Genomic DNA, 14,624 nt, shown 5'->3' on the forward strand with positions numbered 1-14,624 from the left:
AATCTTACCTTTCACATATGCCATATGCTAACGGGCTGTCACGGGATTTTCATCGCTCGATGACATAAGGTTCAAGGAGTATAGTCATGCCCAACCTCTTCGGTCGTACCCTGCTGGCCAATCTCAACGATGATCCAAAAGTCCAGCGCAATCTCGGAACGGCGCAACTCATCGAGGAAGCAGTCCGGAACGGCGAGGGATTGATTGCCAAGGACGGCCCGTTCGTGGTTGCGACGGGCAAGCACACCGGCCGTTCGGCGAAGGACAAGTTCATTGTTCGGGACGCGGAAACCGAAAGCAGCGTCTGGTGGGGCAAAACCAATGTAGCGAGGACGCCTGAGCACTTCGCCAATCTGCGCGCCGATTTTGTGAAGGCGCTGGAGGGCAGGACCAGGCTTTACGTCGCGGATCTCTTCGGCGGCTCGCAGCCCGAGCACCGCGTTCAGGTGAGCGTCATCACGGAGCTCGCCTGGCACAGTCTCTTCGTGCGCACCCTGCTTGTGCGCCCTACCGCCGCAGAGCTCGACGCATTCCTCCCCGAGTACACCATCATCGACCTTCCCAGTTTCCGGGCCGATCCCGCGCGCCACGGCACGCGCAGCGAGACGGTGGTCGCCGTCAACCTGACCGAGAAGCTGATCCTCATCGGCGGGACCGCCTATGCGGGCGAGATGAAGAAATCGGTCTTTGGCATCCTCAACTACCTGCTCCCGGCCAAGGGCGTGATGCCGATGCATTGCTCGGCCAATATCGGTCCGAAGGGCGACACCGCCGTCTTCTTCGGCCTGTCGGGCACGGGCAAGACGACGCTCTCGGCTGACGCCAGCCGCACGCTGATCGGAGACGACGAGCATGGTTGGTCGGATACCGCCGTGTTCAATTTCGAAGGTGGCTGCTACGCCAAGATGATCCGTCTGTCGGCGGAGGCGGAGCCGGAGATCTTCGCGACGACACGCCGTTTTGGCACGGTGCTCGAAAATGTGGTGATTGATCCTGCCACGCGCGAGATTGACCTCGACGACGCCTCACTCGCGGAGAACAGCCGCGGCTCTTACCCCATCGACTTCATTCCCAATGCCTCGCGGGACAATCTCGGTCCGGTGCCGAAGAACATCATCTTTCTCACCGCCGATGCCTATGGCGTGCTGCCGCCAATCGCCCGCCTGACTCCGGACCAGGCGATGTATCACTTCCTGTCAGGCTATACCGCGCGCGTTGCCGGCACTGAGATCGGCGTGACCGAGCCGGAGGCGACCTTCTCGACCTGCTTTGGCGCACCGTTCATGCCCCGCCATCCTTCTGTCTACGGCAATCTGCTCAAGGAACGGATCGCCAAGGGCGGGGTCAAGTGCTGGTTGGTCAACACCGGCTGGTCGGGCGGCAAGGCGACCATGGAAGGCATCAGCCGGATGCCGATCAAGGCCACGCGCGCGCTGCTCAATGCCGCGCTGGATGGCAGCCTCAATAATGCTGAATTCCGTGAGGACCCCAATTTTGGCTTCGAGGTGCCGATCGCGGTGCCCGGCGTCGATGACAAGCTGCTCGATCCGCGTGGTGCGTGGGCTGATCCTGCCGAATATGACAGAACCGCAAGAGAGCTGGTGGCCAAGTTCATCGATAATTTCGCGCAATTTGAAGATCATGTCGACGCAAGCGTGCGGTCGGCCGCCCCCACGGCCAGGGTCGATGCCTGAGGAAGGCTTCACGCCCCCCTGCAACGGCATCGAACGATGCCCGGCTGCGCGCGGAGACCCTCGGAATAATTGCGCGACGGTCTCCGCCTCAGTCCTTGAAGCCGTAAGACGGGGTGCGATCGGACGATGCCCCCGTTGTGGCGAAAACCGGCTGTTCCCGCGATTCCTCAAGCCCGTCGCGCAATGCAGCGCATGCGGTCAGGACTGGACGCCTCAACAGGCGGACGACTTTCCGGCCTATGTATCGATCTTTGTGACGGGCCATCTCCTGGCGCCTCTCATCATTGCGCTGACAAAGGATGCCGGGCTCTCGGCAGGTGTGGTGGTCGCCATTATCCTGCCGCTTGCCGTCATCCTGATGGTCGGTTTGCTTCAGCCTGCCAAAGGCGCCATCATCGCAATCCAATGGTGGTATTCAATGCACGGTTTCAAACGCCTGCCGGGTGATGGCTGATGAGGATTGCCCATTCGCCATCGAAAAAAATGTCGCTTCGGTCCGGGTCGCGACCAGCAGTCTGCAGCTCTGGTCACCTGTATGAATGACCCCTTGTCAACTGGAGGGGCGCCGCCGACCGAGATCGGCGACAACAACCTGCGGGAGCTTGTGAGGCGCCTTCCGGCATGGTTGCGGGCAGACCTTTCGGCCACCGATGCGCAGAGAAGGGAGCGGGCCGAGGACGCGCTCGTCGCCATCATCCTGTCCCTGTCCGACGATCAGCATAACTGATCTGCGCGATCAGCCTTTTCGCGGAAATGAAGTTCAAGCGTACCGCGTTGATCGTCGACAGGCCATGGCGCGGTTCGCAGAGAAGCAGCCTGCGGACTGGGCTCGTGCCACCGATGGCGAGCAAGATTGCCCCGGGCATCGACGGCCGCCGGCGTGAAGGACATGTGCGTCCATCATGAACGCGCAGTGCCAGGTCGGAATTCAGGCTCCGCCTGAAGCCTCTTGACCTTGCACAATCGCTCCCGCGAGATCCCGTATGATTTTGCGGCGCCGGCTATTATCAGGAACCGTACGGGTTTCGCGACTAATCCGCCTCATCAAAAAGCGCATCTCGCCGAACGTCGGCAATCTTGCCTGGCCGATCGCTGCGACAATCGCGGGATAAGACCAAAGTTGCTCCCGGGCCATGCTGGTTCCTCTCTGTTAACGATGGCGCTGTATGCCATTTTGGCGCTTTCCTCGTCCCTCGTCCACGCCCTGGAGATAGAGTGCGGCTGAAGCTGCAATCCCGAGAATCGCACTCATCCTCACAAACTCGCTGTCACCCAAAGCGAGAAGCGTCGTCGCGGCTGCAGCGAGCAGGATCAGCCACGCCTGCCGGCGGCAATGCAGGCGGCGTGCGATGTTCCAGGCCAGCACAGCCGAGATCATCGCTGCCAAAACGCTGCCGCCGATCAGCGCGACAGCTTCAACAAGGATTTTCAGCAATGGCATGGCGGCCTCGCATTTCAGTTGTTGGAAAGCTTGCCAGGCTGCGCCTTGCGATCCCATCAACCGAACAGAAATTATATCGTCTTACGATATTATCGCACATCGCTGCTGTCCGCAAGGGCGCAGGCCCGGATCCCGGCGCGGAGCAGTGCAAACACATCCCGGCGGACCTGAGAAAATGCGTCAGGGTTGAAGACCCGTTCATTTATGGCTCCACTTCGACGCTCAAGTAGACCATTAATAAAATGTTAACCAACCTGGCATATCGTTACGGCCCCATGCAGGGTGGAGATGTTCAGATGGTGCGACTTCAGCGCAGGCCCAAGCGCTCCCATGCCCGTCCAGCGGACCCTCGCCCCTGCGCTGCCCAACCCCGCCGCAAGGAGCCCGTCATAGCTGAATGGACTCGCTTCTGCTTCGAGGTGGATTGCGGATAGAAGGGAGAAGGCGTCGCACTCATCGAGCGGCACGCCCCCAAGGATTTGCCGCCGCAGCGCAGCGAGTCATCATCCCTCAACGCTCCTGCTATGAGCTTCATTCGCCTGCCCCCCAGATGCAGCTTCTGGGGATTTAGCCCATCCTCCAATGCTGCTGGCGAGCTCCTTGCAGATCAGCCTGGGAAATGGGTCACCCGCTGCAATTGGGTTGGGGCCGAACGTACGATCGCCGCGGCCGCCGGGACATGCATTCGCCGACCGTGAATCCATAATCCAACAGTTATGTTGTCAAACAGCCGCCCCAAATGGCCTGCGCTATGCGGTATCCCTGCTGATTTGAAGGGGGATTTCCAGACAGAGCCCATCGCGGCGCAATTTCGGGTTTCAGGGACGCGGACCGGTGACCTGGATGGCGTCGCCCTGCCCCTCGCCCGGCATGGACGTCTCGCGCTCAATCCAGGCCAGCCGGATGGCTCCCGCCGCGGCCCCGACCCTTGCACGTCCTCCTCGGGAAACGATGCCCTCTGCTATGGCGCGGCGTTGAGCGGCCGTCCCTCCCTCTACGGTCAGCTCCTGCGATCTGCGTGTCGATGCCCATGCTGCAAGATCCAGCACCTTGCCATCGACGACGCCCTGGTCGATCCGCACGTCAGGCAAAACTGCTTGATCGGGCGGCGTCAGCAGCACCGTCCAATCCGGCAGCGCGCGCCGGGCACGATCCTCGAGCGCGCGATACCCTTCAAGACCAAGGCCCGGCAAGACGGCGGCGGCCGCTGTCAGCGTTCGATCCCCCAATTCAAGCCGCACCGCGGTTGGCTCGACGCCCACGATCAGGCCGAGAGTGGCGGTAGCCTGATGGCGGCTACCATCGAGATTCTGGCGGCCGGTATCGCTCGCCCGCGCGATCTGGGCCGCTTCTGTCGCCCCCGCGTCTTGGGATGTGCGCAGCTGATCAACATGGATGTCCACCGGGCGGCCCAGCCGCGCCTGGAGATCGTCGGCGATCAGTGCATCGGCTCGGGCAACGATCCCCGGCGTCAGCATGACGGCGCGCACGCGGATCGGCGAGCGCGCATAGTCGATTTCGACCTGACTCAGGCGTGCATCGGACGGGAAGCGCGCACGGACGGTATCGCGCACCTGACGCTGGGCGAGGGCTTCGAAGGCGATTTGCCTCAATGCTGCGCTCAGTGGGACAGACAGAAGACCAAGCGCTGCAAAAAACAGGACTAACTGCCATCCGGTATGATGTGGCGAGAGATGACTGCCAAAGCCATAGACCCGCGCAACCAGCGCGGCTGTCAGCGAGATCGTAACCGCGTTGGTGATGAAGAGCAGCAGTGCGCCTGAGAAGATGGTCCAGTTCCAGGTGGCGATGCCGAACCCCACCACGACCAGCGGCGGCATGAGCGCGATGGCGATGGCTACACCTACGACCGTGCCGCCACGCCCCCGGATAAGTGCGTAGGCCCCCGCCACGGCAGAGAGCAGGGCTACCAGCAGATCAAACAAAGTGGGCTGTGTACGGCCCGCGATTTCGCTCGTGATCGTCTGGACCGGCGAGAGGGAAATCAGGACAACTGAAAGGATCATCGCGACTGCCGATCCAAGGCCCAAGGCGGTTGCGGCGCGCCGGACTTCCCGGAAGTCGAGCGTTGCGATCCCGAAACCCAAACCGATGATCGGCATCATCAGGGGAGAGAGCAGCATGGCGCCGATCAGCACCGCTACCGACGGCATCAACAAACCAAGAAGGGAAATCGAAGCGGAAATCAGGACGAGAAAAAGATAGCGGCCCGACCAGCCGGAGTCCTCGCTTATCTGATCGAGAACGGCCGCGTGATCGACGCCACCCACGACCCAGATATTCCACCAACGACGCAGCTTGCTTCTGCCTTCGCGGTCAGCGACTTCCACGATATAACCTCTCGAATGGGGTAGAGCGGTTCCTGCTAGGGTATGGGAAGCGTGCTCGCAACCGGCGCTAGCCGGCAAGAGCAACGCCAGACGGCTGCAGTGTTGGCTACCCGGCCATTGTGCAACGCGTGCCTGCGGATCGACCGTGCCTGGGCCGACCATGGGTGCGCGGCCGCAGCCTTTCGACACGCCCGCCATGGTGAGCGGGCGTGTCCCTCTTTGCCCCGCGATGCGCGACCTTCCCATCCAGCAATCCCGTCGCCCGCGGGGAGGTGGCAATTGCGCTTGTGAGCCCATGACGTTAGGAGCCGCCCATTCGTAAGGACCCGGTGAAAATCCGGGTGGCTATTCCGGCCGTCGATCCGCCGGACAATGTTTGTCGCAGGCTGATATTCGCCACATCACGCTACATCATCCCTGCGACTTCGACGGTTTTCTGCAAGCCATGAACAGCACCTCTTTATCGCGCTACCGCGCTGAATGGTTCGACGGTGCCTCCAACGCCCGGCGCGATATTCTCGCCGGCATGGTCGGTACGTTCGCGCTGATCCCGGAAGTGATCGCCTTCTCCTTCGTCGCCGGCGTCGATCCGGAGGTCGGGCTGTTCGCGTCCTTCATCATCGGTATCGTCATCGCTTTTGCAGGTGGACGTCCGGCGATGATCTCTGGCGCTGCGGGATCGGTTGCGCTGGTCGCGGCGGCGCTGGTGAGCGCTCATGGGCTGCAATATCTGCTCGCCGCCACCTTGCTTGCCGGATTGCTCCAGATCGCCTTCGGCCTCATGAAGCTCGATATACTCATGCGCTTCGTCTCGCGATCGGTGCGGACGGGCTTCGTGAACGCGCTCGCCATCCTCATCTTCTCCGCGCAGTTGCCGCAGATGCTGCACGTGAGCTGGCATAGCTATGCCATGATCGCGGGCGGCCTCGCGATCATCTATCTCGTTCCCCGGATCACGACTGCCATTCCCTCGCCACTCATCTGCATTCTCGTGCTCACCACGATCAGCATCGCCTTTCCCATGCCGATCCACACGGTCGCCGACCTTGGCCGCCTGCCCTCTTCCCTGCCGTCTCTCACCTGGCCCGGCGTGCCGCTCGATTGGGAGACGCTGGTGATCGTGCTTCCCTATGCGATTGCCATGGCGGCAGTAGGACTGCTTGAATCGCTGATGACAGCAAGCGTCGTGGACGACCTGACGGAAACCACAAGCTCCAAGGCGCGCGAATGCACCGGCCTGGGCCTTGCCAATGTCGCGGCGGGGCTGTTTGGCGGCATCGCCGGCTGCGGGATGATCGGGCAAACGGTCGGCAATATCCGCTATGGGGGGCGCGGGCGGCTGTCCACCCTCGTCGCCGGCGTCTTTCTTCTCCTGGTGATGGTACCGCTACGCCCATGGATCGCGCAGGTGCCCGTGGCGGCGCTGGTCGCAATCATGATCATGGTATCGATCAGCACCTTTTCCTGGGCGTCGATCCGCGACCTTGCGCGCCATCCCAAGGTATCGGGCATCGTCATGATGGCGACCGTGATCGTCACGGTCGCAACGCATGATCTTTCGGCGGGCGTGGCTGTCGGCGTGCTCCTGAGCGGCGTGTTCTTTGCCTTCAAGGTGACGCGCATGATGGATGTCGCGTCTCATTATGATGAGGCGACGGATACGCGGACCTATATCGTCTCCGGTCAGATTTTCTTCGCCAGCGCAGACATATTTGCCGATCGGTTCGATTTGAGGGACACAGCATCGATGGTTCGCATAGATCTGTCCGCCAGTCACTTATGGGACATCACGGCCGTTGGCGCATTGGAAGAGATCGTCATGAAAATGCGCCGTCATGGCATTGGAGTGGAAGTGATCGGTCTCAACCGGGCCAGCGCCATCCTTGTCGACAGGCTGGCGCCCGCCGTTTCGACCGGACCATCCTAACCGACATGGTAACATGAAAAGGGTCAGGCCCCCGCCCGGCCTTCCATTGGATCAGGCCATGTCCCAGCGGCGAGGACTGCGCATATGGGCTTTGGTCTAGGGGCCCGTACTTGCATTTGTTCCCCCTTCACCCGCGGGAAGATAGTGGCTTGGTGATACACCGACGCGCCGTTTGAACATCGTCGAGAAGGCGGCGGCGCTGTCATATCCAAGGTCGAAAGCGATCGCGGTAACAGACTGGCCCTCGGCAAGCCGCGGCAGCGCTATGAGAATACAGGCCTGCTGCCGCCATGCTCCGAAGCTAAGGCCCGTTTCCCGGCGAAAGGCACGGGTGAAGGCGCGGCGGCCCATGCCCAGATCATCGCACCACTGATCGATGCTGTCATGCGGGGTCGGGCGTTCGAGAAAGGCATGGCACCGGGCGGCGATCGGCCCTGTCTTCGGAAAAGGAACAGCCAGAGGTACGGTGGGCGCCGCCGCCAGTTCAGCCAGGAGCAGCGCCATCACCTTGCCGTCGCGCCCGTCCTCATCATATTCCGGCGGAATGTCGCACGCCGCTTCGAGCAGCGCGCGAAGCAGCGGCGACACCTGAATCACCTTGTTGCTGTCACCCAGCGAGCCATCCGTGCCGGGTTCGATCAGGACAGCGCGGGTACTGACGGCGCCGACCATCCTAATGGCGTGCGGGCAGCCGCCTGGCGTCCAGACCGCGCGCTCAGGCGGCGCCACCCACGCACCGTAAGGTGTGCTGACGACCACGACCCCACGTGCTGCGTAGAGCAATTGCCCGCGCCGATGCTGATGCCAGTCCAGCTCGAAGGCAGGCGGATATTCGTTGCCGATCCCGACAATGGGCCGATCGATATGCTCGACGAAGGCAGGGTCGTTCCAAGGCACGGCATGTCCCGATCGCGAAGATGATAGTCCCATATAGGAATGCGGGCGCTTGCGGGAGGGGTTAAGGCCGCTCTGTCATCAAGGACAAGAATAGCATGAACGCCACACGATCAGCCCTGCCCGCCCCCGCCGCCGACGCAACGGTTTTCGGCATAATCGCGGCGATCAGCGCCTGTCATCTCATCAACGACATGCTGCAGTCGCTGTTGCCCGCCATCTATCCCAGCCTCAAGACGGAACTTGACCTGTCGTTCAGCCAGGTCGGGCTGGTGACCCTGGTCTACCAGATGACCGCGTCGATCCTGCAGCCGCTCATTGGTCTTTACTCCGATAAGCGGCCGACACCGCTTGCACTTCCGGCCGGAACGCTCTTCTCCCTGGCGGGGCTGCTGGTACTCTCTGTTGCACACAGCTACGGGCTGCTGCTGGCAGGCGCATCCCTGCTGGGCATGGGCTCTTCGGTCTTCCATCCCGAATCCTCGCGCGTCGCGCGCATGGCCGCCGGGCGCAGACATGGCCTTGCCCAGTCGATGTTCCAGGTCGGTGGCAACGCCGGATCCGCGCTCGGTCCTCTGGCCGCCGCGCTCATTGTCCTGCGCTGGGGTCAGACCAGCCTCGCCTTTTTCGCGATGCTGGCCCTGTTATCCTGCGCCATCCTCTGGAATGTCAGCCAATGGTATCGACATCATGGCCTTGCGCGCCTGTCCCCACGGAAAGGCAGTGGCAAAGTCATTGTCGACCCGCCTCAAGGAAAAGTGCTGGGTGGCATCGCCGTACTGCTCGCCCTCATCTTTTCCAAATATGTCTATATGGCGAGCCTTACCAGCTACTTCACTTTCTATCTGATCCATCGTTTTGGCGTGTCGGTCGACGTCGCGCAGCTATACCTGTTCGCCTTTCTTGCCGCCGTCGCGCTAGGCACGATCGCGGGCGGGCCGCTGGGAGATCGCTTCGGGCGGAAATATGTGATCTGGTTCTCGATCCTGGGCGCGCTCCCTTTCACCTTGCTCCTCCCCCACGCGAACCTCTTCTGGACCGGGCCCCTGGCGGTTGCGATCGGCTTGATCCTTGCGTCCGCTTTTCCGGCCATCGTCGTGTACGCGCAGGATCTGGTCCCTGGAAAGATCGGCATGATCTCCGGCCTGTTCTTTGGCTTTTCCTTCGGCATGGGGGGCGTGGGCGCGGCCGTTCTGGGTGAGGTCGCCGATCGTTCGGGCATTGGGACGGTCTACGGCATCTGCGCGTTCCTGCCCGCGATCGGGTTGCTCGCCATCCTGTTGCCCGATCCCAGGAAGAAATGATCATGCCAGCTTTCCCTTGCCTCACACGCTCCATGACCCAGTGATGCGCTTCGGGCTGCGAACGCGCCATCTTCCGGGCGAGCCAGGTCATGGCTCCCTTGGTGGGTAGCGCCGGTCCAGTCCTTGGTACGCCCAGTGCGAAGGACGCCGGTCTCGCGATTGCTGCCGGCGAAAACGTTAGTCGATCTTCGCATAGCTGGCATGCTATGTTCCGAGAGAAAGAGCGCGCCCCGGACAAAACAGGACGCCTTGCCATGCGAGCCTTGAATGCGGGTCGCGACCATAGGAAGGTCTACACAGGCGCGGCGTTTGAGGCGGCCCGGGCGCACGCCGTTGGCAGGCGCAGCAGACATCGTCTACGAACGCACAGATTTTATGTCATGCGCGCGGCGGCGCCATAGGTTTGGCGGCAGCTTTGCCGCGCGGTGGCTGAACGGTTCGGACGGGGAAGCGCATCATGGCGGAACATCGCATCTACGGCATCAGCTTTGCCAGTGTCTATCCGCACTATGTCACCAAGGCGGAAAAGAAAGGCCGCAGCAAAGCGGAGGTCGATGAGATCATCCACTGGTTGACGGGCTATACCCGGTTAGAGCTCGACGCGGAGCTGGAAAAGAAAAGCAGCTTCGAGAAATTTTTTGGTCAGGCGCCTTTACTGAACCCCTCGCGAAAGTTGATCCGAGGCGTGGTCTGCGGCGTTCGGGTCGAAGCTATCGAAGACGGATTGATGCAGGAGATCCGCTATCTCGACAAGCTGATCGACGAGCTCGCACAGGGGAAGGCGATGGAGAAGATACTTCGCGAGTGATGCGAAGACGACCGACACCATTGGCTGCTTTGGCCGGCATTGGCGCATAGCCGATACGGGCCGAAAGAAAATGCGCTAGGCGTGTCACAGAGCCTCCGGCTGCCTCGTCATGCGGGTATCCAACTGCGATGAAGGAATGCCGACATATGCATGACCGCACCAATATCTATGCCGGTGGCGGGCCGCTTTTCAAAGCCTGGTACGATCTGTCGATGCAGGTCGAGAAATCCGGGCTTGAAAAGAACCTGCTCGAACTGGTCAAGATTCGCGCCTCACAGATCAACGGCTGCGCCAACTGCCTCAACATGCACACGCATGATGCCCGCAAGGCAGGCGAGACGGAGCAGCGCATCCATTTGCTCGGCGCGTGGGAGGAGGCGCCATGTTATAGCGCGCGGGAGCGGGCGGCTCTTGGCTGGACCGATCATCTGACGCAAATTGCCACGAGGCGCGCGCCTGATGCCGTTTATGCCGCCCTTGCAGCGGAATTCAGCGCGGAGGAGCAGGTGAAACTGACACTGGCGATCAACGTCATCAACGGCTGGAACCGACTGGCGGTCGGCTTCCATCTCTACGACCCCGCGCTTGGCTGGCCGGCGTGATCGACGATCGCCTTGCGAGCTTTGACGCGCAGCGGACCAATCTGCTGCGCGTCGCCTATCGCATGCTCGGTTCGATGGCTGACGCAGAGGATGTAGTGCAGGACGCATTCATCCGCTGGGCGGCGACAGACAGGCAAACCGTGCGTGTCCCCGCCGCGTTCCTGCGCCGCACGGTGACGCGTCTGTGCCTCGATCACCTGAAATCCGCGAGGGTGCGGCGGGAAAACTATGTTGGCCCGTGGCTGCCCGACCCCATCGTGGAGGCCGAGCCCGTAGAGGACGTCACCCTCCCCCTCATGCTTGCGCTCGAACGTCTCTCTCCGCTCGAACGGGCGGCTTTCCTGCTGCATGATGTGTTCGGAGAAAGCTTCGATGACGTCGCCTCCTCCATTGGCCGGGGCGCTGCCGCCTGCCGTCAGCTTGCTGCGCGGGCACGCGAGCATGTGCGGCGCGAGCGGCCGCGCTTTCCTGTCGAACGCGACCGGGGCCAAGCGATCGCCGCAGCCTTTTATGAAGCGGCTCGGGCCGGCGATGTCACAAAGCTCGGTTCGCTGCTGGCAGACGATGTACGCTTTCATTCCGATGGAGGAGGCATACGCCCGGCGGCGGGCCGTGTCCTCAACGGCGCACACGAGGTTCTACGCGGACTATCCACTATTATCCGTCTGCGCCGCGGCGATCCTGAACTGGTGAGGCGGGCATTTGTGAATGGCTTGCCCGGCTTTGTTACGCGGGAGGCCGACGGCATGTTACAGACGACAGCGCTCCTCATCGAAGACAGCCGCGTGAAGGCGATCTATATCATGCGAAACCCGGATAAGCTGCGGCACGTGGATGGGATGATGCACTGATGTAGAGGCTTTGCGGCCGCTGTCAGCATGACGGGATCCCGGAACAGTGCGATGCTCAATTCCTCCATCGTCTCCTCTTGAGCATCGCTCACCGCCGACGTGAATTTCACACTATCCCCTTCAAGACGCTGGCTAATGGCTGAAGGCTTGAACCCCGCCTCGCACAAGCGTGTACGGGACCCCGCTGGGTTTGCGCGATATTCCCGCCCGGCACCGATCGCGCCCAGGATCGGGAGTGCCAAGTCGGAAGCGAGCAGGTTCATCACCTGGATGACTTTTCGCTGACAATATTGGACTCAACGGTCAGTCTTTGTTTCAAGCTCGCGTGCCATCTTGAGATGCCCTTCGACCACCGGCGCGATTTCAGCTGCAACGGCCCTCAGCGCCGCGTCCGTGCCGCCCGACGCGTAGGACCGCATCAACGCCAAGGCGTCTTCATGCGCATCCACCTGGCCATCGACATATTCCTCATCGAATTTGGCACCGGTCAGCTTCCGCAGCTCCGCCAGATCCTCATTCTGGTCAGGAGTGAGCGCTGGATCGGGCTGGATCGCAGGCTCGGCCTTGCCAGCCGCTTCCTTGATCTTGGCCGTGGAATCCGTGTGCGCCTCGATCATTTGCGCGGCGAACAGTTTCACTTCGGTCGATACCCCCTGCGTCTCGGCCAACTTCGCCGCCGCAATCTCGAAAGCGTCGCTCTTGGCTGCCTGGTTCACGAATTCTTGCGCGCTCGGCGTCGGCCTCATAGCGCTGGCCGTATTGTCAGCAGCATTTTCGATCCGGTCGCCGACAACCTCGGCAGTGGCTGCGGCCGATCCTGCCGCATTCTCCGCGCGTCGCTCTGCGGCTTGGTTGCATGCAGCCAGGGTCAAACCAGCGATCAGACATATGGGGGTAAGGCGGGTCATGCTGCTCTCCCTTTCAAGGTCGGCCAACGCGCGATTTGCGCCGCGCGTTCCCCGCCCGCGAGCACTGCTTTTGAGCAGCTTCAGTTATTGCCGCCGATCAGGTCCCCCAGGCCGCCGAGCACTGACCCTTCACCCCTGTTCTGTCCGCCGCGACTGCCGGCCGCCGCCAGCATCCGCCCTGCCAAACGGGAGAATGGCAGGGACTGTATCCACACCTTGCCGGGGCCGGTGAGCCGAGCAAAAACCAGGCCCTCTCCGCCGAACAGGACGCTGCGCACCCCGCCAGCGCGTTCGAGGTCGAAAGCAACCGTGTCGGTAAAGGCCGCGACGCAGCCGGTATCGACATGTAATTGCTCACTCGGCGCCAGTTCGCGTTCGACGATCGCGCCCCCCATCTGGACGAACACCCAGCCGTCGCCCTCCAGCTTCTGCATGATGAAGCCTTCGCCGCCGAACAGGCCGGTCATGATCCGTTGCTGGAAGTGGACGCCGATCGACACGCCTTTGGCCGCTGCAAGAAAGCTGTCCTTCTGGCAGATCAGTCGCCCGCCGCATTGATCAAGCCGGATGGGAAGGATCGCGCCCGGCGTCGGTGAAGCAAAAGCGACCTTTGCCTTGCCTTGGCCATTATGCGTGAACACGGTGGTAAAGAGGCTCTCGCCTGTGATCAGTCGCTTTCCGGCTCCCAACAGCTTGCCCATGAAGCCGCCGTCGCTGCCTCCGCTTCCATCACCGAACACGGTCGTCATGCCCACAGCCGCGTCTTTCCAGACCAGCGCGCCTGCTTCTGCAACGGCGCTTTCGCCCGGATCGAGTTCTATCTCAAGGAACTGCAACTCCTGACCCTTGATCTCGAAGTCGATGTCGTCAGCCAGGGCGGCGCTGCGATGATGCTGCCAGGGGCTGGGGCTCGGCATGTCTGTCACTCCTCTATTTCCAGCGCCAATAGCCTTTGCGGAGCGACTTCGCTACGCACAAGGGGCTGCCAGGCGGTCGCTCGAGCGCCTGACCGGTCCCGGCGCAGCTTCTCGGGCTGGGCGGCATTCACATCGTCAACTGCGCATTGGTCTGTCTGACAGTTGAATATGGTTCGAAAGCAGCCCTGCGTACACGCCCCGGATCGGCCAGCGCTGGGGCGCCGCGTGTCAGCTGCCGTTATGATCGGTCTCGCCATGTTGTTATTGTTGGAAACCAGCTTTGTCCGATAAGGCCAGAAGCTATGAATAGGGAATATCCTCAACCCCAGCTCGATCTTGACGGCCTGTCCAAATTTCTCGACGAGGCCTTTCCGCCCGAAGCGCGCGCCGGTCTAGGTTCTGTAGTGGAAATCGTTCCCGGACCGTGCGAATGCTCCTCGAGCCGACCCCGGCTATGGCAAGGCCCGGTAAAATCGTGTCCGGCCCATCGCTCATGGCTCTGGCGGACGTGGCAGCCTACGCCGTGATTGCGACGCACCACGGGCCTGAGCCGATGGCAGTAACGCATGGCCTTTCGATCTCCTTTCTGCACGCCTGTCAATTCAGACCCATTTATGCCGACGCCCGGCTTCTCAAACTCGGACGCAAGTTATCGACAGTTGATGTGAGGATCTGGCAAGGAAGCGAGGATCGGCTCGTGGCGCAGGCTACGGTCGGGTATGCGCAACCGTAGACCAAACCAGGACCCCTCCCCTAGCCGCGCTCATCGACAGCCTGAAGGTCGGAGACGAAGTAAGTTTCGACCTGAAGCTCGAGGGCGGTGCCGGCGTGATCACCGCCATCACCGAGAAGTGACCTAATGTGTGGGGCGCGAGGGTGCAGCCTGCGCCCCACACCCTGTGCCCTGGCGCCAAGACGCCGAGGATC

General features: G+C 61.9%; 14 protein-coding genes and 1 other annotated feature. Of the genes, 9 read left to right on the plus strand and 5 right to left on the minus strand.

Annotated elements, in window-relative coordinates; all coding sequences use genetic code 11:
• Positions 1 to 86: 86 nt before the first annotated feature.
• From TZ53_RS23970 to TZ53_RS23980, 3 genes are all read left to right on the plus strand, one after another.
• Positions 87 to 1,694 carry a phosphoenolpyruvate carboxykinase gene (locus tag TZ53_RS23970; protein ID WP_044663409.1) on the plus strand — a complete coding sequence of 536 codons (1,608 nt, stop codon included), beginning with the start codon at positions 87 to 89 and terminating at the stop codon, positions 1,692 to 1,694.
• The gene (locus tag TZ53_RS23975; protein WP_084694434.1) at positions 1,687 to 2,148 is read left to right on the plus strand and encodes a DUF983 domain-containing protein; all 462 of its coding nucleotides are present in this window, start codon (positions 1,687 to 1,689) and stop codon (positions 2,146 to 2,148) included. The genes TZ53_RS23970 and TZ53_RS23975 overlap by 8 nt, the downstream gene beginning before the upstream one ends.
• A gap of 93 nt (positions 2,149 to 2,241) precedes the next feature.
• On the plus strand, positions 2,242 to 2,421 hold the full coding sequence (locus TZ53_RS23980; protein ID WP_172668341.1) for a hypothetical protein: 180 nt from the start codon (positions 2,242 to 2,244) through the stop codon (positions 2,419 to 2,421).
• A gap of 423 nt (positions 2,422 to 2,844) precedes the next feature.
• On the opposite strand, the gene TZ53_RS23985 is transcribed toward TZ53_RS23980, so the two are convergent.
• Both TZ53_RS23985 and TZ53_RS23990 read right to left on the minus strand, forming a co-directional pair.
• Positions 2,845 to 3,135 carry a hypothetical protein gene (locus TZ53_RS23985; RefSeq protein WP_044663411.1) on the minus strand — a complete coding sequence of 97 codons (291 nt, stop codon included), beginning with the start codon at positions 3,133 to 3,135 and terminating at the stop codon, positions 2,845 to 2,847.
• An 818-nt stretch (positions 3,136 to 3,953) separates the two neighbouring features.
• The gene (locus TZ53_RS23990; protein ID WP_044663412.1) at positions 3,954 to 5,486 is read right to left on the minus strand and encodes a DUF389 domain-containing protein; all 1,533 of its coding nucleotides are present in this window, start codon (positions 5,484 to 5,486) and stop codon (positions 3,954 to 3,956) included.
• A 319-nt stretch (positions 5,487 to 5,805) separates the two neighbouring features.
• Positions 5,806 to 5,861: a sequence feature (sul1 is cis-regulatory element that is thought to sense ions involved in sulfur or methionine metabolism; They are found in Alphaproteobacteria), on the plus strand.
• A gap of 70 nt (positions 5,862 to 5,931) precedes the next feature.
• Between TZ53_RS23990 and TZ53_RS23995 the strand changes: the two genes are divergently transcribed.
• A complete protein-coding gene (locus tag TZ53_RS23995) occupies positions 5,932 to 7,413 on the plus strand; it encodes a SulP family inorganic anion transporter (protein WP_044663413.1) in 1,482 nt (493 codons plus the stop codon).
• Between the two features lie 96 nt (positions 7,414 to 7,509).
• Here TZ53_RS23995 and TZ53_RS24000 read toward each other — a convergent pair whose 3' ends face one another.
• Positions 7,510 to 8,310 carry an AraC family transcriptional regulator gene (locus TZ53_RS24000; protein ID WP_044663414.1) on the minus strand — a complete coding sequence of 267 codons (801 nt, stop codon included), beginning with the start codon at positions 8,308 to 8,310 and terminating at the stop codon, positions 7,510 to 7,512.
• Between the two features lie 95 nt (positions 8,311 to 8,405).
• On the opposite strand from TZ53_RS24000, the gene TZ53_RS24005 reads away from it, so the two are divergent.
• The 4 genes from TZ53_RS24005 to TZ53_RS24020 all read left to right on the plus strand — a co-directional run bounded on the left by TZ53_RS24005 (position 8,406) and on the right by TZ53_RS24020 (position 11,872).
• Entirely contained in the window at positions 8,406 to 9,611 is a 1,206-nt protein-coding gene (locus TZ53_RS24005; RefSeq protein ID WP_044663415.1) for an MFS transporter, read from the plus strand.
• 457 nt (positions 9,612 to 10,068) lie between these two features.
• Complete coding sequence (locus tag TZ53_RS24010; protein WP_044663416.1) at positions 10,069 to 10,419, plus strand: DUF2200 domain-containing protein; 351 nt, start codon at positions 10,069 to 10,071, stop codon at positions 10,417 to 10,419.
• Between the two features lie 146 nt (positions 10,420 to 10,565).
• Positions 10,566 to 11,021 (plus strand): carboxymuconolactone decarboxylase family protein, encoded by a 456-nt coding sequence (locus TZ53_RS24015; RefSeq protein ID WP_044663417.1) that lies wholly within the window; start codon positions 10,566 to 10,568, stop codon positions 11,019 to 11,021.
• The gene (locus TZ53_RS24020) at positions 11,021 to 11,872 is read left to right on the plus strand and encodes a sigma-70 family RNA polymerase sigma factor (protein ID WP_084694459.1); all 852 of its coding nucleotides are present in this window, start codon (positions 11,021 to 11,023) and stop codon (positions 11,870 to 11,872) included. The genes TZ53_RS24015 and TZ53_RS24020 overlap by 1 nt, the downstream gene beginning before the upstream one ends.
• Positions 11,873 to 12,168: 296 nt before the next feature.
• Here the strand turns inward: TZ53_RS24020 and TZ53_RS24025 are convergent, their stop codons facing one another.
• Entirely contained in the window at positions 12,169 to 12,780 is a 612-nt protein-coding gene (locus tag TZ53_RS24025) for a DUF4142 domain-containing protein (protein WP_044663419.1), read from the minus strand.
• A gap of 80 nt (positions 12,781 to 12,860) precedes the next feature.
• A complete protein-coding gene (locus TZ53_RS24030; RefSeq protein ID WP_044663420.1) occupies positions 12,861 to 13,697 on the minus strand; it encodes a TIGR00266 family protein in 837 nt (278 codons plus the stop codon).
• 430 nt (positions 13,698 to 14,127) lie between these two features.
• Between TZ53_RS24030 and TZ53_RS27695 the strand changes: the two genes are divergently transcribed.
• Entirely contained in the window at positions 14,128 to 14,430 is a 303-nt protein-coding gene (locus tag TZ53_RS27695; RefSeq protein WP_329604525.1) for a PaaI family thioesterase, read from the plus strand.
• The last annotated feature ends 194 nt before the right edge of the window (positions 14,431 to 14,624 follow it).

Source organism: Sphingobium sp. YBL2 (assembly GCF_000943805.1).
GTDB lineage: Bacteria > Pseudomonadota > Alphaproteobacteria > Sphingomonadales > Sphingomonadaceae > Sphingobium > Sphingobium fuliginis.

Bases quoted from the DNA above. Each gene is read 5' to 3' on its own strand.
- TZ53_RS24005 (WP_044663415.1), top strand. From the start codon at position 8,406: ATGAACGCCACACGATCAGCCCTGCCCGCCCCCGCCGCCGACGCAACG.
- TZ53_RS23970 (WP_044663409.1), top strand. From the start codon at position 87: ATGCCCAACCTCTTCGGTCGTACCCTGCTGGCCAATCTCAACGATGAT.
- TZ53_RS24015 (WP_044663417.1), top strand. From the start codon at position 10,566: ATGCATGACCGCACCAATATCTATGCCGGTGGCGGGCCGCTTTTCAAA.
- TZ53_RS23995 (WP_044663413.1), top strand. From the start codon at position 5,932: ATGAACAGCACCTCTTTATCGCGCTACCGCGCTGAATGGTTCGACGGT.
- TZ53_RS23975 (WP_084694434.1), top strand. From the start codon at position 1,687: ATGCCTGAGGAAGGCTTCACGCCCCCCTGCAACGGCATCGAACGATGC.
- TZ53_RS24030 (WP_044663420.1), bottom strand. From the start codon at position 13,697: ATGCCGAGCCCCAGCCCCTGGCAGCATCATCGCAGCGCCGCCCTGGCT.
- TZ53_RS23985 (WP_044663411.1), bottom strand. From the start codon at position 3,135: ATGCCATTGCTGAAAATCCTTGTTGAAGCTGTCGCGCTGATCGGCGGC.
- TZ53_RS24010 (WP_044663416.1), top strand. From the start codon at position 10,069: ATGGCGGAACATCGCATCTACGGCATCAGCTTTGCCAGTGTCTATCCG.
- TZ53_RS27695 (WP_329604525.1), top strand. From the start codon at position 14,128: ATGCTCCTCGAGCCGACCCCGGCTATGGCAAGGCCCGGTAAAATCGTG.
- TZ53_RS24025 (WP_044663419.1), bottom strand. From the start codon at position 12,780: ATGACCCGCCTTACCCCCATATGTCTGATCGCTGGTTTGACCCTGGCT.